17 protein-coding genes are annotated in these 17,408 nt (G+C 69.5%); 9 read left to right on the top strand and 8 right to left on the bottom strand.

Going from position 1 to position 17,408, the window contains the following annotated elements:
* Nucleotides 1–3: 3 nt before the first annotated feature.
* The 4 genes from DVK07_RS06780 to DVK07_RS06765 are packed head-to-tail and all read left to right on the top strand — an operon-like array spanning nucleotide 4 to nucleotide 4,568.
* Complete coding sequence (locus DVK07_RS06780) at nucleotides 4–978, top strand: ABC transporter permease (protein WP_049911505.1); 975 nt, start codon at nucleotides 4–6, stop codon at nucleotides 976–978.
* Nucleotides 979–992: 14 nt separating this feature from the next.
* Nucleotides 993–2,177 (top strand): ABC transporter permease, encoded by a 1,185-nt coding sequence (locus DVK07_RS06775; protein WP_121596344.1) that lies wholly within the window; start codon nucleotides 993–995, stop codon nucleotides 2,175–2,177.
* Nucleotides 2,177–3,241 carry an ABC transporter ATP-binding protein gene (locus DVK07_RS06770; RefSeq protein ID WP_121596343.1) on the top strand — a complete coding sequence of 355 codons (1,065 nt, stop codon included), beginning with the start codon at nucleotides 2,177–2,179 and terminating at the stop codon, nucleotides 3,239–3,241. Before DVK07_RS06775 ends, DVK07_RS06770 begins: the two co-directional genes overlap by 1 nt.
* Nucleotides 3,234–4,568 carry an ABC transporter ATP-binding protein gene (locus DVK07_RS06765; protein ID WP_121596342.1) on the top strand — a complete coding sequence of 445 codons (1,335 nt, stop codon included), beginning with the start codon at nucleotides 3,234–3,236 and terminating at the stop codon, nucleotides 4,566–4,568. Before DVK07_RS06770 ends, DVK07_RS06765 begins: the two co-directional genes overlap by 8 nt.
* A gap of 27 nt (nucleotides 4,569–4,595) precedes the next feature.
* Here DVK07_RS06765 and DVK07_RS06760 read toward each other — a convergent pair whose 3' ends face one another.
* From DVK07_RS06760 to tpiA, 5 genes are all read right to left on the bottom strand, one after another.
* Complete coding sequence (locus tag DVK07_RS06760) at nucleotides 4,596–5,351, bottom strand: hypothetical protein (RefSeq protein ID WP_121596341.1); 756 nt, start codon at nucleotides 5,349–5,351, stop codon at nucleotides 4,596–4,598.
* A 123-nt stretch (nucleotides 5,352–5,474) separates the two neighbouring features.
* Complete coding sequence (locus tag DVK07_RS06755; RefSeq protein ID WP_121596340.1) at nucleotides 5,475–5,795, bottom strand: cupin domain-containing protein; 321 nt, start codon at nucleotides 5,793–5,795, stop codon at nucleotides 5,475–5,477.
* A 48-nt stretch (nucleotides 5,796–5,843) separates the two neighbouring features.
* Nucleotides 5,844–7,013 (bottom strand): molecular chaperone DnaJ, encoded by a 1,170-nt coding sequence (gene dnaJ / locus DVK07_RS06750; RefSeq protein WP_121596339.1) that lies wholly within the window; start codon nucleotides 7,011–7,013, stop codon nucleotides 5,844–5,846.
* An 82-nt stretch (nucleotides 7,014–7,095) separates the two neighbouring features.
* Nucleotides 7,096–9,033, bottom strand: a complete 1,938-nt coding sequence (gene dnaK, locus DVK07_RS06745; RefSeq protein WP_121596338.1) for a molecular chaperone DnaK — start codon at nucleotides 9,031–9,033, stop codon at nucleotides 7,096–7,098.
* Nucleotides 9,034–9,258: 225 nt separating this feature from the next.
* Entirely contained in the window at nucleotides 9,259–9,903 is a 645-nt protein-coding gene (gene tpiA / locus DVK07_RS06740) for a triose-phosphate isomerase (protein WP_121596337.1), read from the bottom strand.
* Between the two features lie 144 nt (nucleotides 9,904–10,047).
* On the opposite strand from tpiA, the gene DVK07_RS06735 reads away from it, so the two are divergent.
* A complete protein-coding gene (locus tag DVK07_RS06735; protein WP_121596336.1) occupies nucleotides 10,048–10,848 on the top strand; it encodes a DICT sensory domain-containing protein in 801 nt (266 codons plus the stop codon).
* Nucleotides 10,849–10,926: 78 nt separating this feature from the next.
* On the opposite strand, the gene DVK07_RS06730 is transcribed toward DVK07_RS06735, so the two are convergent.
* Nucleotides 10,927–11,463 carry a multiprotein bridging factor aMBF1 gene (locus DVK07_RS06730; protein WP_121596335.1) on the bottom strand — a complete coding sequence of 179 codons (537 nt, stop codon included), beginning with the start codon at nucleotides 11,461–11,463 and terminating at the stop codon, nucleotides 10,927–10,929.
* Nucleotides 11,464–11,627: 164 nt separating this feature from the next.
* Here DVK07_RS06730 and aroA point away from each other — a divergent pair, with 164 nt between their 5' ends.
* The 3 genes from aroA to DVK07_RS06715 all read left to right on the top strand — a co-directional run bounded on the left by aroA (nucleotide 11,628) and on the right by DVK07_RS06715 (nucleotide 15,170).
* On the top strand, nucleotides 11,628–13,010 hold the full coding sequence (gene aroA, locus DVK07_RS06725; protein WP_121596334.1) for a 3-phosphoshikimate 1-carboxyvinyltransferase: 1,383 nt from the start codon (nucleotides 11,628–11,630) through the stop codon (nucleotides 13,008–13,010).
* 67 nt (nucleotides 13,011–13,077) lie between these two features.
* Nucleotides 13,078–13,335 carry a hypothetical protein gene (locus DVK07_RS06720; RefSeq protein WP_017342648.1) on the top strand — a complete coding sequence of 86 codons (258 nt, stop codon included), beginning with the start codon at nucleotides 13,078–13,080 and terminating at the stop codon, nucleotides 13,333–13,335.
* 653 nt (nucleotides 13,336–13,988) lie between these two features.
* Nucleotides 13,989–15,170, top strand: a complete 1,182-nt coding sequence (locus tag DVK07_RS06715) for a TRC40/GET3/ArsA family transport-energizing ATPase (protein ID WP_121596333.1) — start codon at nucleotides 13,989–13,991, stop codon at nucleotides 15,168–15,170.
* A gap of 46 nt (nucleotides 15,171–15,216) precedes the next feature.
* Here DVK07_RS06715 and DVK07_RS06710 read toward each other — a convergent pair whose 3' ends face one another.
* Complete coding sequence (locus DVK07_RS06710; RefSeq protein ID WP_017342650.1) at nucleotides 15,217–15,852, bottom strand: hypothetical protein; 636 nt, start codon at nucleotides 15,850–15,852, stop codon at nucleotides 15,217–15,219.
* Complete coding sequence (locus DVK07_RS06705) at nucleotides 15,849–16,493, bottom strand: hypothetical protein (protein ID WP_121596332.1); 645 nt, start codon at nucleotides 16,491–16,493, stop codon at nucleotides 15,849–15,851. The genes DVK07_RS06710 and DVK07_RS06705 overlap by 4 nt, the downstream gene beginning before the upstream one ends.
* A 112-nt stretch (nucleotides 16,494–16,605) precedes the next feature.
* On the opposite strand from DVK07_RS06705, the gene DVK07_RS06700 reads away from it, so the two are divergent.
* Nucleotides 16,606–17,400, top strand: a complete 795-nt coding sequence (locus DVK07_RS06700; protein ID WP_121596331.1) for a DUF2103 domain-containing protein — start codon at nucleotides 16,606–16,608, stop codon at nucleotides 17,398–17,400.
* The last annotated feature ends 8 nt before the right edge of the window (nucleotides 17,401–17,408 follow it).

The raw sequence follows: 17,408 nt of genomic DNA, 5'->3' as shown, positions 1-17,408 counted from the left end.
AACATGGGATTTGGAAGGTACGTTACCGCTCGCGTTCTCTGGGCAGGAGTTGTATCGCTCATCATCACTACGATCACGTTTCTCCTGCTGTCGGCCGCGCCGAACCCGGACGTACAGCGGGCCGCCACGCAGGCGGCTCTCCAAGGGGGCGACCCGGCGGAGGCCGTAGAGCGAGCGAGAGAGCTCCGCGGGCTCGACGAACCGCTCTACGTCAGGTACTTCGACTTCGTTCAAGGCGTGTACACCCTCGACTGGGGCTGGTCGAGCAGCCGGAGCCAGCCGGTCATCGAGGCGGTCGGGAACGCGCTGTACTACACCGCGCAGTACTCGATCCCGTGGACGATCCTCACGGTCATCCTCGGCCCGCTCGTCGGAGTGTACTCGGCAGCGAACATGTACAGCTGGCGGGACCACGCGGCGACCGGGTTCGCCTTCTTCGGTTACGCCATCCCGAACTTCTTCTTCGGGATCATCCTGCTTTTGATCTTCGGGGTGTGGCTGGAGGTGATCCCGATCGTGTACAACACGGACGTCGCGGTATTCAGCGTCGAGAACGCGATCCAGCTGGCGATTCCGGTGTTCGTGCTGGTGACCGGATCGATCGGCGCAGTCATGCGCGTCTCCCGGAACGAGTCCGCCGAGTTCCAGAACGCGGACTTCATGAAGACGGCGAAGGCCAAGGGGGTGTCGCCGCTCCGCGCGTACGCGTACCACGTCATGCGGCCGACGCTCGTCCCCCTCTCGACGACGCTCGTCGGACAGCTTCTCGCGCTGTTCCTCGGGTCGTCGCTGCTCGTCGAGGTCGTGTTCGGGATTCCCGGACTCGGCCGGCTCACGTTCGAGGCGCTGCTCTCACAGGACACGAACCTCGTGTTGGGCACGACGCTGTTCTTCACGTTCGTCGCCGTCGTGGGGAACCTCATCGAGGACCTCGTGTTCACCGTGCTCGACCCGCGTATCAGCTACGATGACAGGTAACTCAACAGAAAACAATGGCAACTGAAGGCTCGGAACGATTCGATCAAGTCGACTGGAGTGACCTCTCGCGGTCGGGACGGTTCGATCTGTCGATCAACTCGATCGGGATGCTGCTGACGACGCTCCCGCTCGCGCTGCTCGCCGTGTACGACACGCAGTTCATCGGCGACCGAACGCCGACCTTCGAGTTCATCGGGCTCGACCGGACGTTCGAGGCAGTCGACTTCTTCTTCATCTTCACGCTGTTTTTGGCGTTCTGGTACCTCGTCTTGCCGCTGTACCAGAACCCGCGGATGACGCGATATTACTGGAAGGAGTTCAGGCGCAACCGGCCGGCGGTCGTGAGCATGGTCTGGCTCGGGATCGTGTTCGTGGGAGGGATCATCGGGCCGCTCGTGATGAGCGCACCGCAACAGGAGCTGCTCGTCGCCTACCAACCGCCGGTGTTCACCTCCGTCGTCGAGTCGACGCCCGCGACCTGCGTCGGGGAGGTAATGAACGGTCGCTGCCACGGCACTTGGGAGTATCCGCTCGGGACGACGAACGCCGGCAGGGACGTGTTCACGATGATCGTCTACGGGATGACGATCAGCATGCAGATCGCCTTCATCACGACGACCATCGTCGCGACGATCGGTATCACGTTCGGCACCCTGAGCGCGTACTCCGGGGGCTGGGTCGACGAGATCATGATGCGGTTCGTCGACATCATCCTCTCGTTCCCGACGTTCCTGATGTTCCTGCTCATCCTGTACATCTACGGCGGGGGTTTGGGGATGTTCATCGTCGTGTTCTCCCTGTTCGCGTGGGGCGGAACCGCCAGATACGTTCGCAGCAAGTCGCTGTCGATCTCCGAAGAGGAGTTCATCAAGGCGAGCCGCATCAGCGGCGCGAGCACGTATCAGGTGATCCGCGGCCACGTGGTTCCGAACGTGGCGAGCAGCATCATCACCCAACTCACGCTGCTTATCCCCGGCTTCCTGCTGTTCGAAGCGCAGCTCGCGTTCCTCGGCGTCGGTGACTCCACGGTCCCCTCGTGGGGCCAGCTCATCTCCGCCGGCCGGAGTGACCTCTCGTACGCCCCGTGGATCGTGTTGGCGCCCGGTATCGTGCTGTTCTTGACCATCCTCGCGTTCAACTTCCTCGGTGACGCGCTGTTGGACGCGCTGAACCCCGAAGCGGAGGCGGAGAGCGAATAATGTCCGACGGTCAGCCACTACTCGAGGTCGAAAACCTCACGACGACGTTCAGTACCGAAGACGGAACGCTCACCGCGGTCGACGGGGTCGACTTCAGCGTCGACACCGGGGAGACCGTCTGTATCGTCGGGGAGTCCGGCTCCGGGAAGACGGTCGCGACGGAGTCGATCACCAAGATCATCAACACGCCGCCGGGAAAGATCGAGGGAACCGTCCGGTACAAGGGACGCGACCTGCTGTCGATTCCCGGGTCGGAGCTCCGGCAGATCCGGGGCAACGAGATCGCGCACATCTTCCAGAACCCGCAGGAGGCGATGAACCACTGCTACACCGTCGGGTGGCAGATCACCGAGGCGCTCCAGATCCATCAGGACGTCTCCGACGAGGAGGCGCGCACGAAGGCGGTCGACCTCATGGACCGCGTCGGGATCGCGAACGCGAGCTCGCGGTTCGACGACTATCCGCACGAGTTCTCCGGCGGACAGAAGCAGCGCATCATGATCGCGATGGCGCTCGTCGGCGACCCCGACCTGCTCATCGCCGACGAGCCGACGACCGCGCTCGACGTCACGGTCCAGGCGCAGATCCTGGAACTGCTCGACGACTTACAGGACGAGTACGGAATGGGGATCCTGTTCGTCACGCACGACCTCGGCGTCGTCGCACAGATCGCCGACCGGATCGTGGTGATGTACGCCGGGAAGGTCATGGAACGCGGCAACGTGCTCGATATCTTCGACAATCCGACGCACCCGTACACCCAGCAGCTGCTGGAGTGTCTGCCGGAGTTCGGCGGCACTGGCGGCGGGATCCCGGGGACGCTTCCGGACCCGCACGACCCCCCGGACGGCTGTCGGTTCGCGCCGCGCTGTGAGTACGCCGAGGAGGCGTGTCGGACCGGTGAGCAGCCGGAGGAAGTCGAGATCGAACCCGGGCAGTGGGTCTCCTGCGTCCACTACGGCCCGGGCGGCGATCCCTCGGTGATCGGCGGAGAGGAGTTCGGAATCGCCGGAGACACCGGGGCGGCGGACGGCGACAGCGAGGTGGGTCCGGCCGATGACTGAGCCGCTGCTGTCGGTCCGCGACCTGAAGAAGCACTACCCGATCCGAAAGGGGCTGTTCAACCGACAGGTCGGCGCCGCGCGCGCCGTCGACGGGATCAGCTTCGACATCGAGGAGGGCGAGACGCTGGGACTCGTCGGCGAGTCGGGCTGCGGGAAGTCGACCGCGGCGAGTTCGGTCATCCGCTTAGAGGAGCCGACGTCCGGAGAGGTCGTCTTCAACGGGAATGGACGCGGGAGCGCGAGCCGGAACCCAGACGGAACTCACCCCAACGACGTGACGGAGTTCGACGACGACGAGCTGATGCAGTTCCGGCGTGGCGCCCAGATGATCTTCCAGGACCCGTCCTCGAGCTTCGATCCGCGGATGTCGGTCGGGAGCGCGGTCGGTGAACTCCTCAAGGTTCACGGGATGAGCGACCGCCACCGGCGCCGCGCGATCGTCGAGGACCTGCTCGAACGCGTCGGGCTCTCGGCGAGCGACTTCGACCGCTACCCGCACGAGTTCTCCGGCGGGCAGAAACAGCGGATCGCGCTCGCCCGAGCGCTCGTGTTGAACCCGGACCTCATCATCGCCGACGAGCCGGTGAGCGCGCTCGACGTCTCCATTCAGGCGGAGATCCTCTCGCTGATCGACGACCTTCAGGAGGAGTTCGGACTGTCGCTGCTTTTCATCAGCCACGACATGTCCGTCATCCGCCAGATCTGCGACCGCGTGGCCGTGATGTACCTCGGCGAGATCGTCGAGATCGGGCCGGTCGAGGAGATCTTCACCGACCCGCAACACCCCTACACCGAGGCGCTGCTGTCCTCGATCCCGACGCCGGACCCGCGCGCGAGCATCGGCGGCATCGAGCTGAAGGGCACCGTCCCGAGCCCGACGAACCCGCCGAGCGGCTGCCGGTTCCACACGCGGTGTCACAAGGTGATCCAGCCCGACGGCGTCGACATCGATCAGGACGACTGGCGGGGGCTGTTGAACTTCCGTGAGAAGGTCATGACCGGCGAGATCGACATCGAGCAGGTCCGTGAGAACGTCGCTGCCGGCGGAAACGACCCGACCGACTCGGAGGTCCGAGCGGAGATCCGCCGGGAGTTCGACATCAGCGAGACGGTCGCCGACCCCGATCTCGAGGAGACGCTCTCGGAGGCGATGAACCTTCTACTGGACGACAACGCCGAAATGGCGGGAGAGTTCCTCTCGGACGAGATCACGACGCCGTGCGCCCAGACCGAGCCCGAGACGACGGTGCATGCGCCCGACCACGAGTCCGCCTGTCTCCGGCACGAGGGACGGGCCGCCGCGGAGCCGAACCCCGCGGACGACTGATCCTGCGGCGACCCGGGCCGGAACGGGTCACTCGGCCGTCGACGCGATCGACGCCGGATCGATCCGTCGCGGCTCCGGAACGTCCGCGTCCGCCGGAGCCACCGCCACGTCGCCGCGCGGTTCGCCGTCCGACTCCTCACCGTCTCCGGTCGGCGCGGCAAGCACCGCGGTTCCGCCGACGGAGAGCGGGGCGACGAGTCCGGCCGCGACCGCCGGCGAATCGGAGAACGGGCGACGGAGGACGACGCGCGTCTCCGTGTCTATCTCGGCCGCCTCGACCGCGGCCGCGGCGAGCGAACACAGGTCGCGGTGGCTGAACTCCCGGTCCGGCCCGACGATCGCGGCGTCGTCGGGCTCGACGTCGCTCGGCGGGGTCCCCGGATTCTCGCTCCACAGCTCCTGCTCCCAGTGCGTGGTCTCGGGTCGCTCGGGCGGGCCGCCGAACGCGGCGAGGTTCGTGCCCGGCGCCGGATCGAGGCCGGCGGCGGTCGCGACCGGCGCGAGCACCACCCGGTCGCCCGCGTCGATTCCCGCCGCCGGGTCGAACCGGACCGGTGCGCCGACCGCGGCGGCGCCGAGGAACGCGAGCGTGGTGTGAAAGCCCGGCGTCGGGTCGACGGCGACGGTCGCCCCCTCTCGGACGCCGAGGTATCGGAGCACGTTCGCCGCCTTGTAGCCGTTCGTGATCAGGTCGTGGTGGCTCCGCTCCCGGCCGTCCGCCGTGACGAGCGCCGTGTCGCGGCTGCGGCGGTCGCGCGCGAGTAGGTCCCCGACGAGTTCCATACGCGGTTCTCGGGGCGGGCGAGCCTTAACGCTGCGGCGTCGACGAGAAGAGTCCCCGACCGAACCGGGTCGAGTCGCGACCGGCGTCAGGGCGCGCCGGCGATGACCATCTTCGAGCCGGCGTCAGGGCGCGCCGGCGATGACCATCTTCGAGCCGTCCGCCGAGAAGGCGAGGTCGCGCGTGGATCCGGGGTCGACGCGGACCGCGTCGCCGGGGTCGAGGTCGACGGCGTCCCCGTCGACGGTGAGCGTCGCCTCGCCGTGGAGCAGCACGTACACCTCCTCGTGGTCGCCGTCGGCGTGGTCGTGTTCCATCCCCTCCCAGCCGTCGTCGGCCTCGACGACGGTCACGCCGAGGCGCTCGCAGTCGAGCGCGTCACGGAGGAAGTACATCCCGGGCGCACGCGGTTCGACGTCGTCGTAGGCCGTCGTGTCGTAGCCCATGCGTCGGTGAACGGTCCGGAGGGCAGAAAAGCTACGGGCAGCGGAAGCTCAGAAGGAGCTCTTCAGCTTCTCGAAGAAGCCGCCGCCGACGTCGATGTCCTCGCCGCCGGCCTCGGCGAACGCCTCCAGCGCCTCGCGCTGTTCGTCGTTGAGCGACTCGGGGACGACGACGCCGACCTGGACGTAGAGGTCGCCGCGGCCGCGGCGCCGGAGACGGGGCATCCCCTTCCCCTGAAGGCGGAACGTCTCGCCGCTCTGCGTGCCGGCGGGGACGTCCATCTCGACGCTGCCGTCGACCGTCTCCACCTCGACGGTGTCGCCGAAGACGGCCTGCGGGAAGGAGACGGCCTCGTTGACGCGGAGGTCGTCGCCGTCGCGCTCGAACCGCTCGCCGACGTCGACGTCGACCTCGATCAGTAGGTCGCCCTTCGGCCCGCCGTTCTCGCCGGGCGCGCCCTCACGCTCCATCCGAAGGCTCTGGCCGGACCGAATTCCCGCGGGAATCTCGACCGAGAGCGTCGCCTCCTCGCGGACGACGCCGTCGCCGCCGCAGTCGGCGCAGTCCTCGCTGTACAGCTCGCCCTCGCCCTCGCAGCGGGGGCACGTCGACGTCTGCTGGACGCGGCCGAGCGGCGTCTGCTGGACCTGCTGGACCTGTCCGCGGCCGTTACACTGCGGGCACGTCTCCACGTCCGCGTCCGGGGGGTGGCCCGCGCCGTCGCAGGTGGCGCAGGTCGTCGGTCGCGTGAGCGTGACCTCCTTGGTTGCGCCCTCGAACGCCTCCTCGAGGTCGATGGTCAGCCCCGTCTTGAGGTCGCGGCCCTGTCGCGGACGGTTGCCGCCGCCACCGCCGCCGCGACCGCCACCGCCGCCGAAGAACTGGTTGAAGATGTCCTCGAACCCGCCGGCGCCGCCCGCACCCCCTGCGCCGCCGAAGGGTCCGCCGGCGCCGCCGGGACCGGCACCGCCACCGCCGGTCGCGCCGCGCTTGTCGGCCTCGGTGAAGCGGTCGTGGCCCATCTGGTCGTACTGCTGGCGCTTCTGCTCGTCGGTGAGCACCTCCTTGGCCTTCTGGATCTTCTTGAACCGCTCCTCGGCGTCCTCGTCGTCGCTGACGTCGGGGTGGTGTTCTGCGGCCTGCTTGCGGTACGCCTTCTTTATCTTCTCCTCGCTGGCGTCCCGCGACACGCCGAGGACGTCGTAGAAATCTTCGCTCATGCGTTGCGTTCGTTGAGTGGTGTTGATCGACGGGTCGATTTAAACGGCGGGGTCGGGGCGTCGGGAACCGGGTCGGTGGGAGCTACTCCTCGTCGTCGTCGTCCACGTCCTCGAAGTCGGCGTCGACGTACTCCTCGTCGTCGCCGTCGGCGCCCGCCGCGCCGCCGGGGCCCGCAGCGCCGCCCGGACCGCCGGCGCCGCCCATGCCGCCCATCCCGCCGGGACCGGCGCCGCCCGCGCCGCCCGGACCGGCCTGCGCGGCCTGGCCCTCGTACATCTGCTTGCCGATCTCCTGGAGCTCCTCGGTGAGCGCCTCGGTCGCGGACTCGATCTCGTCGGTGTCGGCGTCCTCGTCCTCGAGGACCTCCTCGACGTCCTCGATGGCCGCCTCGATGTCGGCGACGAGCTCGTCGTCGTCGAGCTCCTCCTCGTTCTCCTCGAGCAGGGTCTCGGCGCGCTGGATCGTCGTCTCGGCCTCGTTGCGGGCCTCGATCCGCTCGCGGCGGGCCTCGTCCTCCTCGGCGTGCTTCTCCGCCTCCTCTTGCATCTGGTCGATCTCCTCGTCGGAGAGGCCGACGCCGCCCTCGATGGTGATCGACTCGGCGTTGCCCGACCCCTGGTCCTCGGCCTCGACGTTGACGATGCCGTTCTCGTCGATGTTGAACGAGACCTCGATCTGCGGGGTTCCCGCGGGCGCCGGCGGGATGCCGGAGAGCTGGAAGGCGCCGAGCAGCTCGTTCTCCTCGGCGATCTCGCGTTCGCCCTGGAAGACGCGGACGTTGACGGAGGTCTGGTTGTCCGCGGCCGTGGTGAACACCTTCGACTCCTCGGTCGGGATCGTGGTGTTCTTCTCGATGAGCCGCTCGAAGAGGCCGCCCTTCACTTCGATCCCGAGCGAGAGCGGGGTGACGTCCAGCAGGACGATGTCGTCGACGTCGCCCGAGAGCACGCCGCCCTGGACCGCCGCGCCGAGCGCGACCGCCTCGTCGGGGTTGACGTTCTTCTTCGGCTCCTGCCCGACGAGCTCCTCGACCTGCTCTTGGACCTGCGGCATCCGGGTGGAGCCGCCGACGAGGATGACCTCGTCGATGTCGGACTTCGAGTAGCCGGCGTCCGAGAGCGCCTGCTCGGTCGGCTCGACGGTGCGGTCGATGAGGTCGGACGTGAGGTTCTCGAACGTCGCGCGGGTGACGGACTGTTCGAGGTGGACCGGGCCGCTGTCGGTCGCGGTGACGAAGGGGAGGTTGACCGTGGTCTCCTTCTTGTTCGACAGCTCGATCTTCGCCTCCTCGGCGGCGTCCTTCAGCCGCTGGAGCGCCTGCCGGTCGTCGCGGAGGTCGATCCCGTGGTCGTTCTGGAACTCGTCGGCGAGGTGGTCGATGAGCGCCTCGTCCCAGTCGTCGCCGCCGAGGTCGTTGTCCCCGTTCGTGGCGACGACCTCGTAGACGCCGCCGCCGAGGTCGAGGACCGAGACGTCGAACGTGCCGCCCCCGAGGTCGTACACGAGGACCGTCTGGTCGGACTCGTCGTCGAGGCCGTACGCCATGGAGGCCGCGGTCGGCTCGTTGACGATGCGCTCGACCTCGAAGCCGGCGATCTCGCCGGCGTCCTTCGTCGCCTGGCGCTGCTTGTCGTTGAAGTAGGCGGGGACGGTGATCACCGCCTTCTCGACGTCGTCGCCGAGGTACTCCTCCGCGTCGCGTTTGATCTTCTGGAGGATCATCGCCGAGACCTGCTCCGGCGTGTACTCGTCGTCGCCGATCTCGACGGTGTAGCCGTCCTCGCCCATGTGCCGCTTGATCGACTGGATCGTGCGGTCGGGGTTCTGGACGGCCTGGTTCTTCGCCGGCTTGCCGACGAGGCGCTCGTCGTCGTCGGCGAAGGCGACGACCGACGGGGTGGTCCGGTCGCCTTCCGCGTTGGCGATGATCTCGGGCTCGTCGCCTTCCATCACCGCGAACGCGGAGTTGGTGGTACCGAGGTCGATACCGAGAATCTTGTTGCTCGCCATCTTGGTCATAGGTAGCGGCTTGTTTCGGTTAAAGGTTACTAGATGCTGCCATTCACCGGAACGAGATAACCCGCTGCTGTCGTGCGATTTCCCGATCGTGTGAGTCGCTCACATCGGTGTCTTTATACAGATCCGCAAACGCAGCGGCTTTCGGGATCGCTCGCGGAGGGCTTTACGAGAGCGGACGCGGACGTACTTCGGCGAAGCCGTGTCGCTGAGGCCCGGACCGCCGGTTCAGATCCCGCTCACGAGGTCTTCGAGGACGGCCTCGGGGTCGTCGGCCTTCGCGACGCCGGAGGCGAGCAGGACGCCGGCGGCGCCGAGGTCGGCCGCGGTCGACACGTCCTCCCCGGTCGAGACGCCGGCGCCGCAGAACACGTCGACCGCGGGGTCGACGGCCTCGGCGGCCGCGACCGCGTCCTCGACGATCCCCGGGTCCGCGGTCGCGACGGAGACGTCGCCGCCGATGAGCTCCGGAGGCTCGACGGCGACCGCGTCCGGGCCGAGCGCGGCGGCGGCGCCGACCTGCGCGGGGTTGTTCGCGCAGACGATCGTCTCCAGGTCGGCTCGCTCGGCGGCGCGCACGGAGCCGTCGATGTCCGCGAGCTTCAGCCGGTTCTCGGAGTGGTTGATCAGCGTGCCCTCGGCGCCGTTGTCGGCGACGGCCTCGGCCAAGGTCGAGCCGGTGTGCGAGCCGTGCGCGTTCGGCGAGACGTGCTGGGCCCACGTCTCGACGCCGGTGTCGGCGACGCGGGCGACGTCGGCCGCCTGCGGCGAGACGGCGATCCGCGCGCCGGACGCCTCGGCGACGTCGCGGGCCGCGGTCGCTACCTCGATCGGGTCGCACGGGTACGCCTTGAGGTTCACCAGGATGAACATACGCCCACTCGGGGGGCGCGGCGCAAATAGGTTCGTGCTTCGCGGCGCGCGTCCCGGCGCCCCGGACGCGCCCTCGGCGCCGAGGGACGCGCCCCCGAGAGCAGAAACGACCTTATACCCCGACGCTGTGGGTCCGGGCAAGGGATGTCCCTCATCGAGCTCATCGCGGGCGTGGAGGCGCACGAGGCCACGCTGACCGTGTTCAACGCCGATCCGGCGGTGACGGACGAGCTCCGGGAGCACTTCGCCGACCGCAACGTCCGGATCGTCGACGACCAGACCGCCTCGGGGCCGGAGGAGTTCGCCGTGCTGGCGCGGGACGGGGAGTTCGTCACGGCGGTGACCGTCGGTGACCTCCTGTCGCGACCGAGTGGGGACGAGGCGGAGGGCTCGGGCACCGAAGACGGCGAGCCCCGAGAGCGAGGTGGCGAGTCCGGGGAGCGGGACGGCGCCGGCGACCGCGTCGGACGGCCGGTGTTGGACCACCTCGACGAGACGATGTTCACCTCCTACTCCCGCGAGGACATGGTCGCCGCGTCGCGGGAGATCGAGGACCGCGCCTGGCGGGTCGGCGACGGGGCGCTCCACGCGGGGTTCCAGACGCTCGACGTGCTCACCGGCGAGGCGGACACCTACGACCTGCTCGGCGAGAAGGAGCGGCTCGACGTCCACGCGTACGCCGCCGACGAGGGCGAGGCGCCCGACGTCGAACACTACACCGTCCACGTCGGCGAGACCGCCGAGATCCGCGAGACGTGGTTCGTCGCGTACGACGGGGGCGGCTACGAGGACGCGAAGTGCGCGCTGCTCGCCGAGGAGCGCGCGCCCGGCGAGTTCTACGGCTTCTGGAGCTACGACCCCGAGACGGTCGACTACATCATCGACTACCTCACCGAGCGGTACGGCGGGTCGGAGCGGACGGACGACGGCGGCGCGACGGCGTGACCGCCGCGAGCGTCCGGCGATCCGCTCGTCGGAACCCGGCGGTGCGTCGGAACGGGAGCGCGGGCGACGCCCCGGTGACTAATCCTTCCGCTTGACGACGTCGCCGAGCGTCATCGTCCCCGCGTCGTTCGTCTCCCAGTCGGCGTCGTCGGACGACTGCCCCTCGACCAAGGAGATGTCGAGCGCGCGTTCGAGCTTGCGCTGGACGTCGTCGGTCGGGAGCGTGTCGCCGCGTTCGAGCTTGCGGATGAGACTCGCCTTCTCGTTGAGCTGGTCGGCCAGCTCCTCCTGGCTCAGCCCGCGCGACTCCCGCGCCTCGCGGATGCGCTCGTCGTAGTCGGTGGCGATCTCGTCCATGTCGTCGAACATGTCGCGGGGACGGGTCGAGCCGCCGGAGCTTCCGGACCCGCTCGACGAGCCGGACGAGCCGGACGACGAGGACGACTTCCCGGTGCTGGAGCTGGTGGAGTACTTGCCGCCGCCGGAGCTCGTCGACTCGTCGCGGACCTCGGTGCCGAAGTCCGTACACGAGCTACAGAGCTCCAGTTCGGCGCCTTCGACCTTCGTCGTCGTCAGCGAGGCCTCCTCGGCGCCGCACATCTCACACTGGGGCATACGCGACGCTAACGCTCCCGATGGTATAAAGGGTGTGCCGCGGCGCCGCGACGGAGCGGTCGGGTTCGGGCGCCGCGGCGCGGAGGGACGCACTCCGACTGCGTCCCGGCCGCAATCGTGCCGCGGCCGGTACCGACTTGTCGTCGCGGCCGGCAGGGTGGGGTATGGACGTACACGTCACGCGCTCGGAACTCCGGGGGACCGCCCGCGCGCCGCCGTCGAAGAGCTACACCCACCGCGCGCTGCTCGCGGCCGGCTACAGCGACGGCGCGACCGTCGAGTCGCCGCTGATCTCCGCCGACACGCGGGCGACCGCCCGGGCCGTGACCGCGTTCGGCGGGTCGGTCGCGCCCGCGGGCGACGACGCGTCGACCGGCGGAGCAGCCGAGACCGGATCCGACCTCGCCGGCGCCGACGCGCTCGCTGTCGAGGGGTTCGGTGGCCGCCCCGCCGTTCCGGACGACGTGATCGACTGCGCGAACTCCGGGACGACGATGCGACTCGTCACCGCCGCGGCCGCGCTCGCGGACGGCACGACCGTCCTCACCGGCGACGGCTCGCTGCGCTCGCGGCCGCAGGGCCCGCTCCTCGACGCGCTCGCCGACCTCGGCGTGCGCGCGGAGTCGACGCGGGGCAACGGGCGGGCGCCGCTCGTCGTCACCGGCCCGCTCGCGGGCGGCGAGGTCGCGATTCCCGGCGACGTCTCCTCGCAGTACGTCACCGCGCTGCTGATGGCCGGCGCCGTCACCGACGAGGGGATCGAGGTCGAGCTCACGACCGACCTCAAGTCGGCGCCGTACGTCGACATCACGCTCGAACTGCTCGCCGACTTCGGCGTCGAGGCGACGCCGGTCGACGCGGGAGGCGACCCCCTCGACGGCGCCGCGGGCGCCGCGGGCTTCTCCGTCCCCGGCGGGCAGACCTACGAGCCCGCGGGCGGCAGCTACGCAGTGCCGGGGGACTTCTCCTCCATCTCGTACCTGCTCGGCGCGGGCGCGGTCGCGGCCGCGCCCGGCGAGGCGGTCCGGATCGAGGGCGCGCGGCCGAGCGCGCAGGGCGACGCGGCCATCGTCGGGATCGTCGAGGAGATGGGCGCCGACGTCGAGTGGGACCGCGAGGCCGGCGAGATCGCCGTCGAGCGCGCCGACCTCTCCGGCGTGACCGTCGACGTGGGCGACACGCCCGACCTCCTCCCGACGATCGCCGCGCTCGGCGCGGTCGCGGACGGCGAGACTCGGATCGAGAACTGCGAGCACGTCCGCTACAAGGAGACCGACCGCGTCGCCGCGATGGCCGAGGAGCTCGGCAAGCTCGGCGCCGAGACGACCGAGGAGCCGGACGTGCTCACGGTTCACGGCGACGCGAGCGATCTCACGGGAGCCACCGTCGACGGCCGCCACGACCACCGGATCGTGATGGCGCTGTCCGTCGCCGCGCTCGCCGCCGAGGGGACGACGACCGTCCGCGGCGCCGAACACGTCGACGTCTCCTTCCCCGGTTTCTTCGAAACCATGGCCGACCTCGGGATGACCGTCGATCGCGACTGACGCGCGGAGAAGCCAATGATTATAGCCGTTCGCAATATACACAAGATTACATGGTGGCAGACAGCAGATGAGCGGCGAACCGTCGTCGAACGAAGGGGCGGGCGGACCGAACGCGGCGCTCGTCGTCGGCGTCGTGTTCTCGACGATCGTCGCGCTCACCGTGATCGCGTACACGGTGACGGTAAGCGCGGTCAACGCGTTGGCCGTCGACCTGCTCGCGTACCCGATCGCCGGGGTCGCGCCGTTCGTCGTGATCACGGGGGCCATCCTCACGATCCCGATCATGATCCCCACGGCGCTGGTCTCGATGAAGCGGCTGAGCTGACGTCGACAGCGGCACCGAGCACGTCGACGTCTCCTTCCCCGACTCCTTCGACGCGATGACCGACCTCGGGATGGCCGTCGAGCGCGACTGCGCGACCGAATAACCATTTATAAACAACCGGCTGTGCGGTGGCGCGTGCCTGCGAGCGGCCGCCCCCGGCGGCCGCTCGCAGGCACGCGCGAGGGAGTCGGGCGCTCCGAGGGCGACCGAAGGGAGCCCGAAGGATGCGCCCGACGAGGCTGGGGAGGCGTGAGGTGGTGCGGTCGCTGTGCGGGGCGGGACTCAAAGGGGCAGTCGCGAGGCGGCCGCAGGCGACGTAAGCACCGCAACGAGAGAGCGAACGAAGTGAGTGACCGAGTGAGGAGCGCAGCGAGCGTGCGGCCGCCTCGCGACTGGGGCTTTGGCGGTGTTCTTCGCCGATCCGCGATCGGTTATTTATAAGTAATCGGTCGGGGCTTTGGAGGCATTCACCGTCGATCTGCCAGTTCCTTTTTATAATCGAGTGGCAGGGACTCTGGCGGCAGTCACCGCCACTCCGCGATCGACTATTTATAAATGAGCGGTCGGGAGTTCGAGGAGCTTCGCAGTAGGAACGACGTCGATTGCTTATCTGGACCGACGGGTACACAAGTCCGCCGGGACGACACGAGAGTATGGACGACATCGACGTCGAACCCGTCGACCGGGTCGACGAGCCCGAAGACGAAGGTCCCGTTGAGCCGGCCGACGGCGACGAATCCCTCACCGTCGACGACGACCTCGCCGATCTGCCCGCGGGCGTCGACGCGCCCGACTACGTGCTGTACGGCGGGAAGGGCGGCGTCGGGAAGACGACGATGGCGGCCGCGACGGGGCTCGCCTCGGCCGCGGGCGGCGTCCGCACGCTCGTCGTCTCCACCGACCCCGCGCACTCGCTGTCGGACACCTACGAGGCGGAGATCCCCGCCGAGCCGGCGCGCATCCGCGAGGACGTGCCCCTCTACGCCGCGGAGATCGACCCCGACGCCGCGGTGGACGAGGGGATGTTCGGCGCCGACGGCGACCCGCTCGGCGGGCTCGGGGAGATGGGCGACGCGATGGGCGGGATGGGCGGCGAAGGGCCGATGGGCGGCGCCGGCGGCGGGGGAACGGAGGGCGAGGGCGACGCCGGTCTCGGCGGCCTCCTCGGCGGCACGATGCCCGGCGCCGACGAGGCGGCGGCGATGCGCCAACTGTTAGAGTACCTCGACGACCCGCGGTTCGACCGCGTCGTCGTCGACACCGCGCCGACGGGCCACACCCTCCGGCTGCTCCAGCTGCCGGAGATCATGGACTCGATGCTCGGCCGCGTGATGAAGCTCCGCCAGCGCTTCTCCGGGATGATGGACGGGATCAAGGGGATGTTCGGCGGCGGCGACGACGAGCCCGACCCCTCGGCCGACCTCGAGGAGCTGCGCGAGCGCATCGAGCGCCTCCGAGCGGTCCTGCGCGACCCCGCCAAGACCGACTTCCGCGTCGTGATGATCCCCGAGGAGATGAGCGTCGTCGAGTCCGAGCGGCTCGTCGCGCGCCTCGACGAGTTCGGGATTCCGGTGAACACGCTCGTCGTCAACCGGGTGATGGAGGGCGTCGGCGACGTGACCGGCGACGGAGCGGCCGGGATCGACCCCGACTGGGTGGTCGAGCCGAACCCCGACACCTGCGAGTTCTGCGCTCGCCGCTGGGAGGTCCAGCAGAACGCGCTCCGCGAGGCGACCGACCTGTTCCGCGGGCGCGAGGTGAAGCGGGTCCCGCTGCTCGCGAACGAGGTGCGGGGCGAGGCCGCGCTGCGGGTCGTGGCGGCCTGTCTGGACTGAGCTTCGAGCCGCCGGCCTTCTCCGCTGTTCGGCCTCGCTTCCGTCGCTACTCGGGCGCGCTCCCGAGCAGCCGGTCTCGGACCTGCTCCGCGACGCCCGTGAGGTGCGCCTGTCCGAACAGGCCGACGAGGACCGCTCCCGCCGTGTTGTACATGAGATCGAGTACGGTGTCGTCGAGCCCGTGTTGCGCGAGCGGCATGTCGATCCCCGTCTCGGTCGCGACGATGTCGAGCCCGAACTCGAACAGCTCCCAGAGGACGCCGAACGCGAGGACGATGAGGACGATGAAGACGAACGCGAACCGCGCCGGGATGCGGATCCCGTCGCTGTGGAGGTCGACCGCGCGCAGCGTCGTGTACCCGACCGCGGCGACGAGCGAGGCCGACAGCGCGTGCGTCATGTGGTCCCACCACTCGACGCGCTGGTAGAACCCGGCGGACCCGACCGTGTGGAGGAACACCGCCATCGTGATCCACAGGGCGAGCCACGGGTCCAAGGGGAGGTCGTACCGGCGCTCCAGCGTCGCCGGGATCAGCGTGACGAGGAAGGCGATGACCCCGTTGCTTATCGCCTTCTGTTCGCCCGCGAGGAAGCCGTACGCGACGATGGCGACGAGCAGGACCTGCATCGCGCCCGTGAGCCGCCGTTGCGAGGCGAGCGACGGACGGGGGAGCAGCGTCATCGGCGCACCACCCGCCGGATGACGCGGCGGAGGCGGCGCCCGCGTCCCCGGAAGTAGCCGTCGAAGAGGAGCCCCGCCGCGATCCCCGCCAGCGTGACGTAGATCCACTCGATCATCAGCGCGTCGTTCGTCGTCAGGTACCCGGTGCCGACGCGCTGGTCGAGGTTCCAGCGTAACACCGTCCACACCGCCGCCGTCGCCAGCGTCGCCATCACGACGAACGCGACCGCGAACCAGTGCGTGAGCCGCAGCGTCGTGAACATGTGGAGGTCGACGGCGATCACGAGCGCCAGCGCCGCGATGGCGACGTACGTCGCGAACGTCCCCAGTTCGCCGCCGAAGACCGCGCGTACGATCACCGGCAGCAGCGCGAGGCCGACGAGCTCTGCCGGGAGCATCGCCCGCCAGTCCCGCGCCGCGGCCGTCGGCGCGAGCACGACCGCGCCGAGGCCGACGACGATCGCCGCGGAGAGCAGGTCGTAGTCGACCGCGCTCTCGACGAGGACGCCCGCGAGAACAGCGATCATCGGCCACGCGACGAGCGCGTTGAGCCGTCCGTCGCGGACTAACCGCGCCAGCCGGTCCTCTACGGTCTCCGTCTCGGCGTCGCCCCCGTCGGCGCGACGTCGACCTTCGTCCATGTCCGATACGGAGGCCGGGGAGGGTAATAAGGGGTCGCTCCGGGCCTCGGGGCGGCCTCCGTCCCGGGCGCCGAACGGACGCCCTTTTATTCCGCACGGCCCTCGGATCCGTATGAACTGTCGGCGGTGTGGCACCCCCATCGAGAAGCCGGGGGATTACTGTCTCACCTGTAACACCGCCAACGCCGACGCCGTCGTCGCCGAGTTCGAGACCGACCGCGCGCACCTGACCGTGCTCGACGAGGACGACGTGGTCGGCGAGACGACGGTCACCACGCGCCCGGAGGAGGGCGAGCGGTTGAGCGAGGTCCAGCTGCGGAACTTCGCGGGCCGCGTCGCCGACGAGATCCGGCGGAAGCGCCCCGAGACCGTCTACGCCGCCGGCGAGCGCGAGCCGCTCCGCGAGACGCGCGCGCAGCTCCACCACGAGTTCTACCGCGTCCCCGACGGCGGCGCGAGCGGGAGCGGTCAGGACGGGGCGGCGGCGGGCTCCCGTGACGACCGCGAGGCGGACGTGAGCCCGGTCGTCGCGTGGGTCCTCGACCGCCGGGGCGACCGGTCGCTGGCGGTCGTCGAGACGCCGCCCCGGGAGAAGATCGGCGGATCGCACTCCACGCTCATCGGCGACCGCAAGGGACGGAAGGCCGTCCAGACCGTCGCGGAACACCCCCACGTCAAGAAGATCGTCCCCGGTCCCATCGACGCCGGCGGGACGGGGTCGCGGACGGGCCTCCGCGCGAAGGCGACGCGCGCGGGGACGAACGGCAACGTCCGACTCCTCTTGCGCGACGGCTCCAGCGTTCAGGAGAACCGGATCGTCACCACGGCGATGGACCGCGAGACCGGCGAGCGCGTCCGCGAGGACCTCAACGAGGCGCTCCGCGACGCCGAACTCCAGGACGCGTAGCCGCGAGC

The sequence above is a fragment of the Halorubrum sp. Atlit-26R genome (genome assembly GCF_003666015.1).
Lineage (GTDB): Archaea > Halobacteriota > Halobacteria > Halobacteriales > Haloferacaceae > Halorubrum.
Note: the sequence above shows the minus strand (reverse complement) of the source record. Positions and strands in the feature narration are given on the sequence as shown.

Excerpts from the sequence above, each read along its gene's own strand:
- DVK07_RS06720 (WP_017342648.1), top strand. The coding sequence starts at position 13,078 with ATGAGCGGCGAACCGTCGTCGAACGAAGGGGCGGGCGGACCGAACGCG.
- aroA (WP_121596334.1), top strand. The coding sequence starts at position 11,628 with ATGGACGTACACGTCACGCGCTCGGAACTCCGGGGGACCGCCCGCGCG.
- DVK07_RS06755 (WP_121596340.1), bottom strand. The coding sequence starts at position 5,795 with ATGGGCTACGACACGACGGCCTACGACGACGTCGAACCGCGTGCGCCC.
- DVK07_RS06705 (WP_121596332.1), bottom strand. The coding sequence starts at position 16,493 with ATGGACGAAGGTCGACGTCGCGCCGACGGGGGCGACGCCGAGACGGAG.
- DVK07_RS06730 (WP_121596335.1), bottom strand. The coding sequence starts at position 11,463 with ATGCCCCAGTGTGAGATGTGCGGCGCCGAGGAGGCCTCGCTGACGACG.
- DVK07_RS06710 (WP_017342650.1), bottom strand. The coding sequence starts at position 15,852 with ATGACGCTGCTCCCCCGTCCGTCGCTCGCCTCGCAACGGCGGCTCACG.
- DVK07_RS06700 (WP_121596331.1), top strand. The coding sequence starts at position 16,606 with ATGAACTGTCGGCGGTGTGGCACCCCCATCGAGAAGCCGGGGGATTAC.
- DVK07_RS06765 (WP_121596342.1), top strand. The coding sequence starts at position 3,234 with ATGACTGAGCCGCTGCTGTCGGTCCGCGACCTGAAGAAGCACTACCCG.
- dnaK (WP_121596338.1), bottom strand. The coding sequence starts at position 9,033 with ATGACCAAGATGGCGAGCAACAAGATTCTCGGTATCGACCTCGGTACC.
- DVK07_RS06735 (WP_121596336.1), top strand. The coding sequence starts at position 10,048 with ATGTCCCTCATCGAGCTCATCGCGGGCGTGGAGGCGCACGAGGCCACG.
- DVK07_RS06775 (WP_121596344.1), top strand. The coding sequence starts at position 993 with ATGGCAACTGAAGGCTCGGAACGATTCGATCAAGTCGACTGGAGTGAC.
- tpiA (WP_121596337.1), bottom strand. The coding sequence starts at position 9,903 with ATGTTCATCCTGGTGAACCTCAAGGCGTACCCGTGCGACCCGATCGAG.
- DVK07_RS06715 (WP_121596333.1), top strand. The coding sequence starts at position 13,989 with ATGGACGACATCGACGTCGAACCCGTCGACCGGGTCGACGAGCCCGAA.
- DVK07_RS06770 (WP_121596343.1), top strand. The coding sequence starts at position 2,177 with ATGTCCGACGGTCAGCCACTACTCGAGGTCGAAAACCTCACGACGACG.
- DVK07_RS06780 (WP_049911505.1), top strand. The coding sequence starts at position 4 with ATGGGATTTGGAAGGTACGTTACCGCTCGCGTTCTCTGGGCAGGAGTT.
- DVK07_RS06760 (WP_121596341.1), bottom strand. The coding sequence starts at position 5,351 with ATGGAACTCGTCGGGGACCTACTCGCGCGCGACCGCCGCAGCCGCGAC.
- dnaJ (WP_121596339.1), bottom strand. The coding sequence starts at position 7,013 with ATGAGCGAAGATTTCTACGACGTCCTCGGCGTGTCGCGGGACGCCAGC.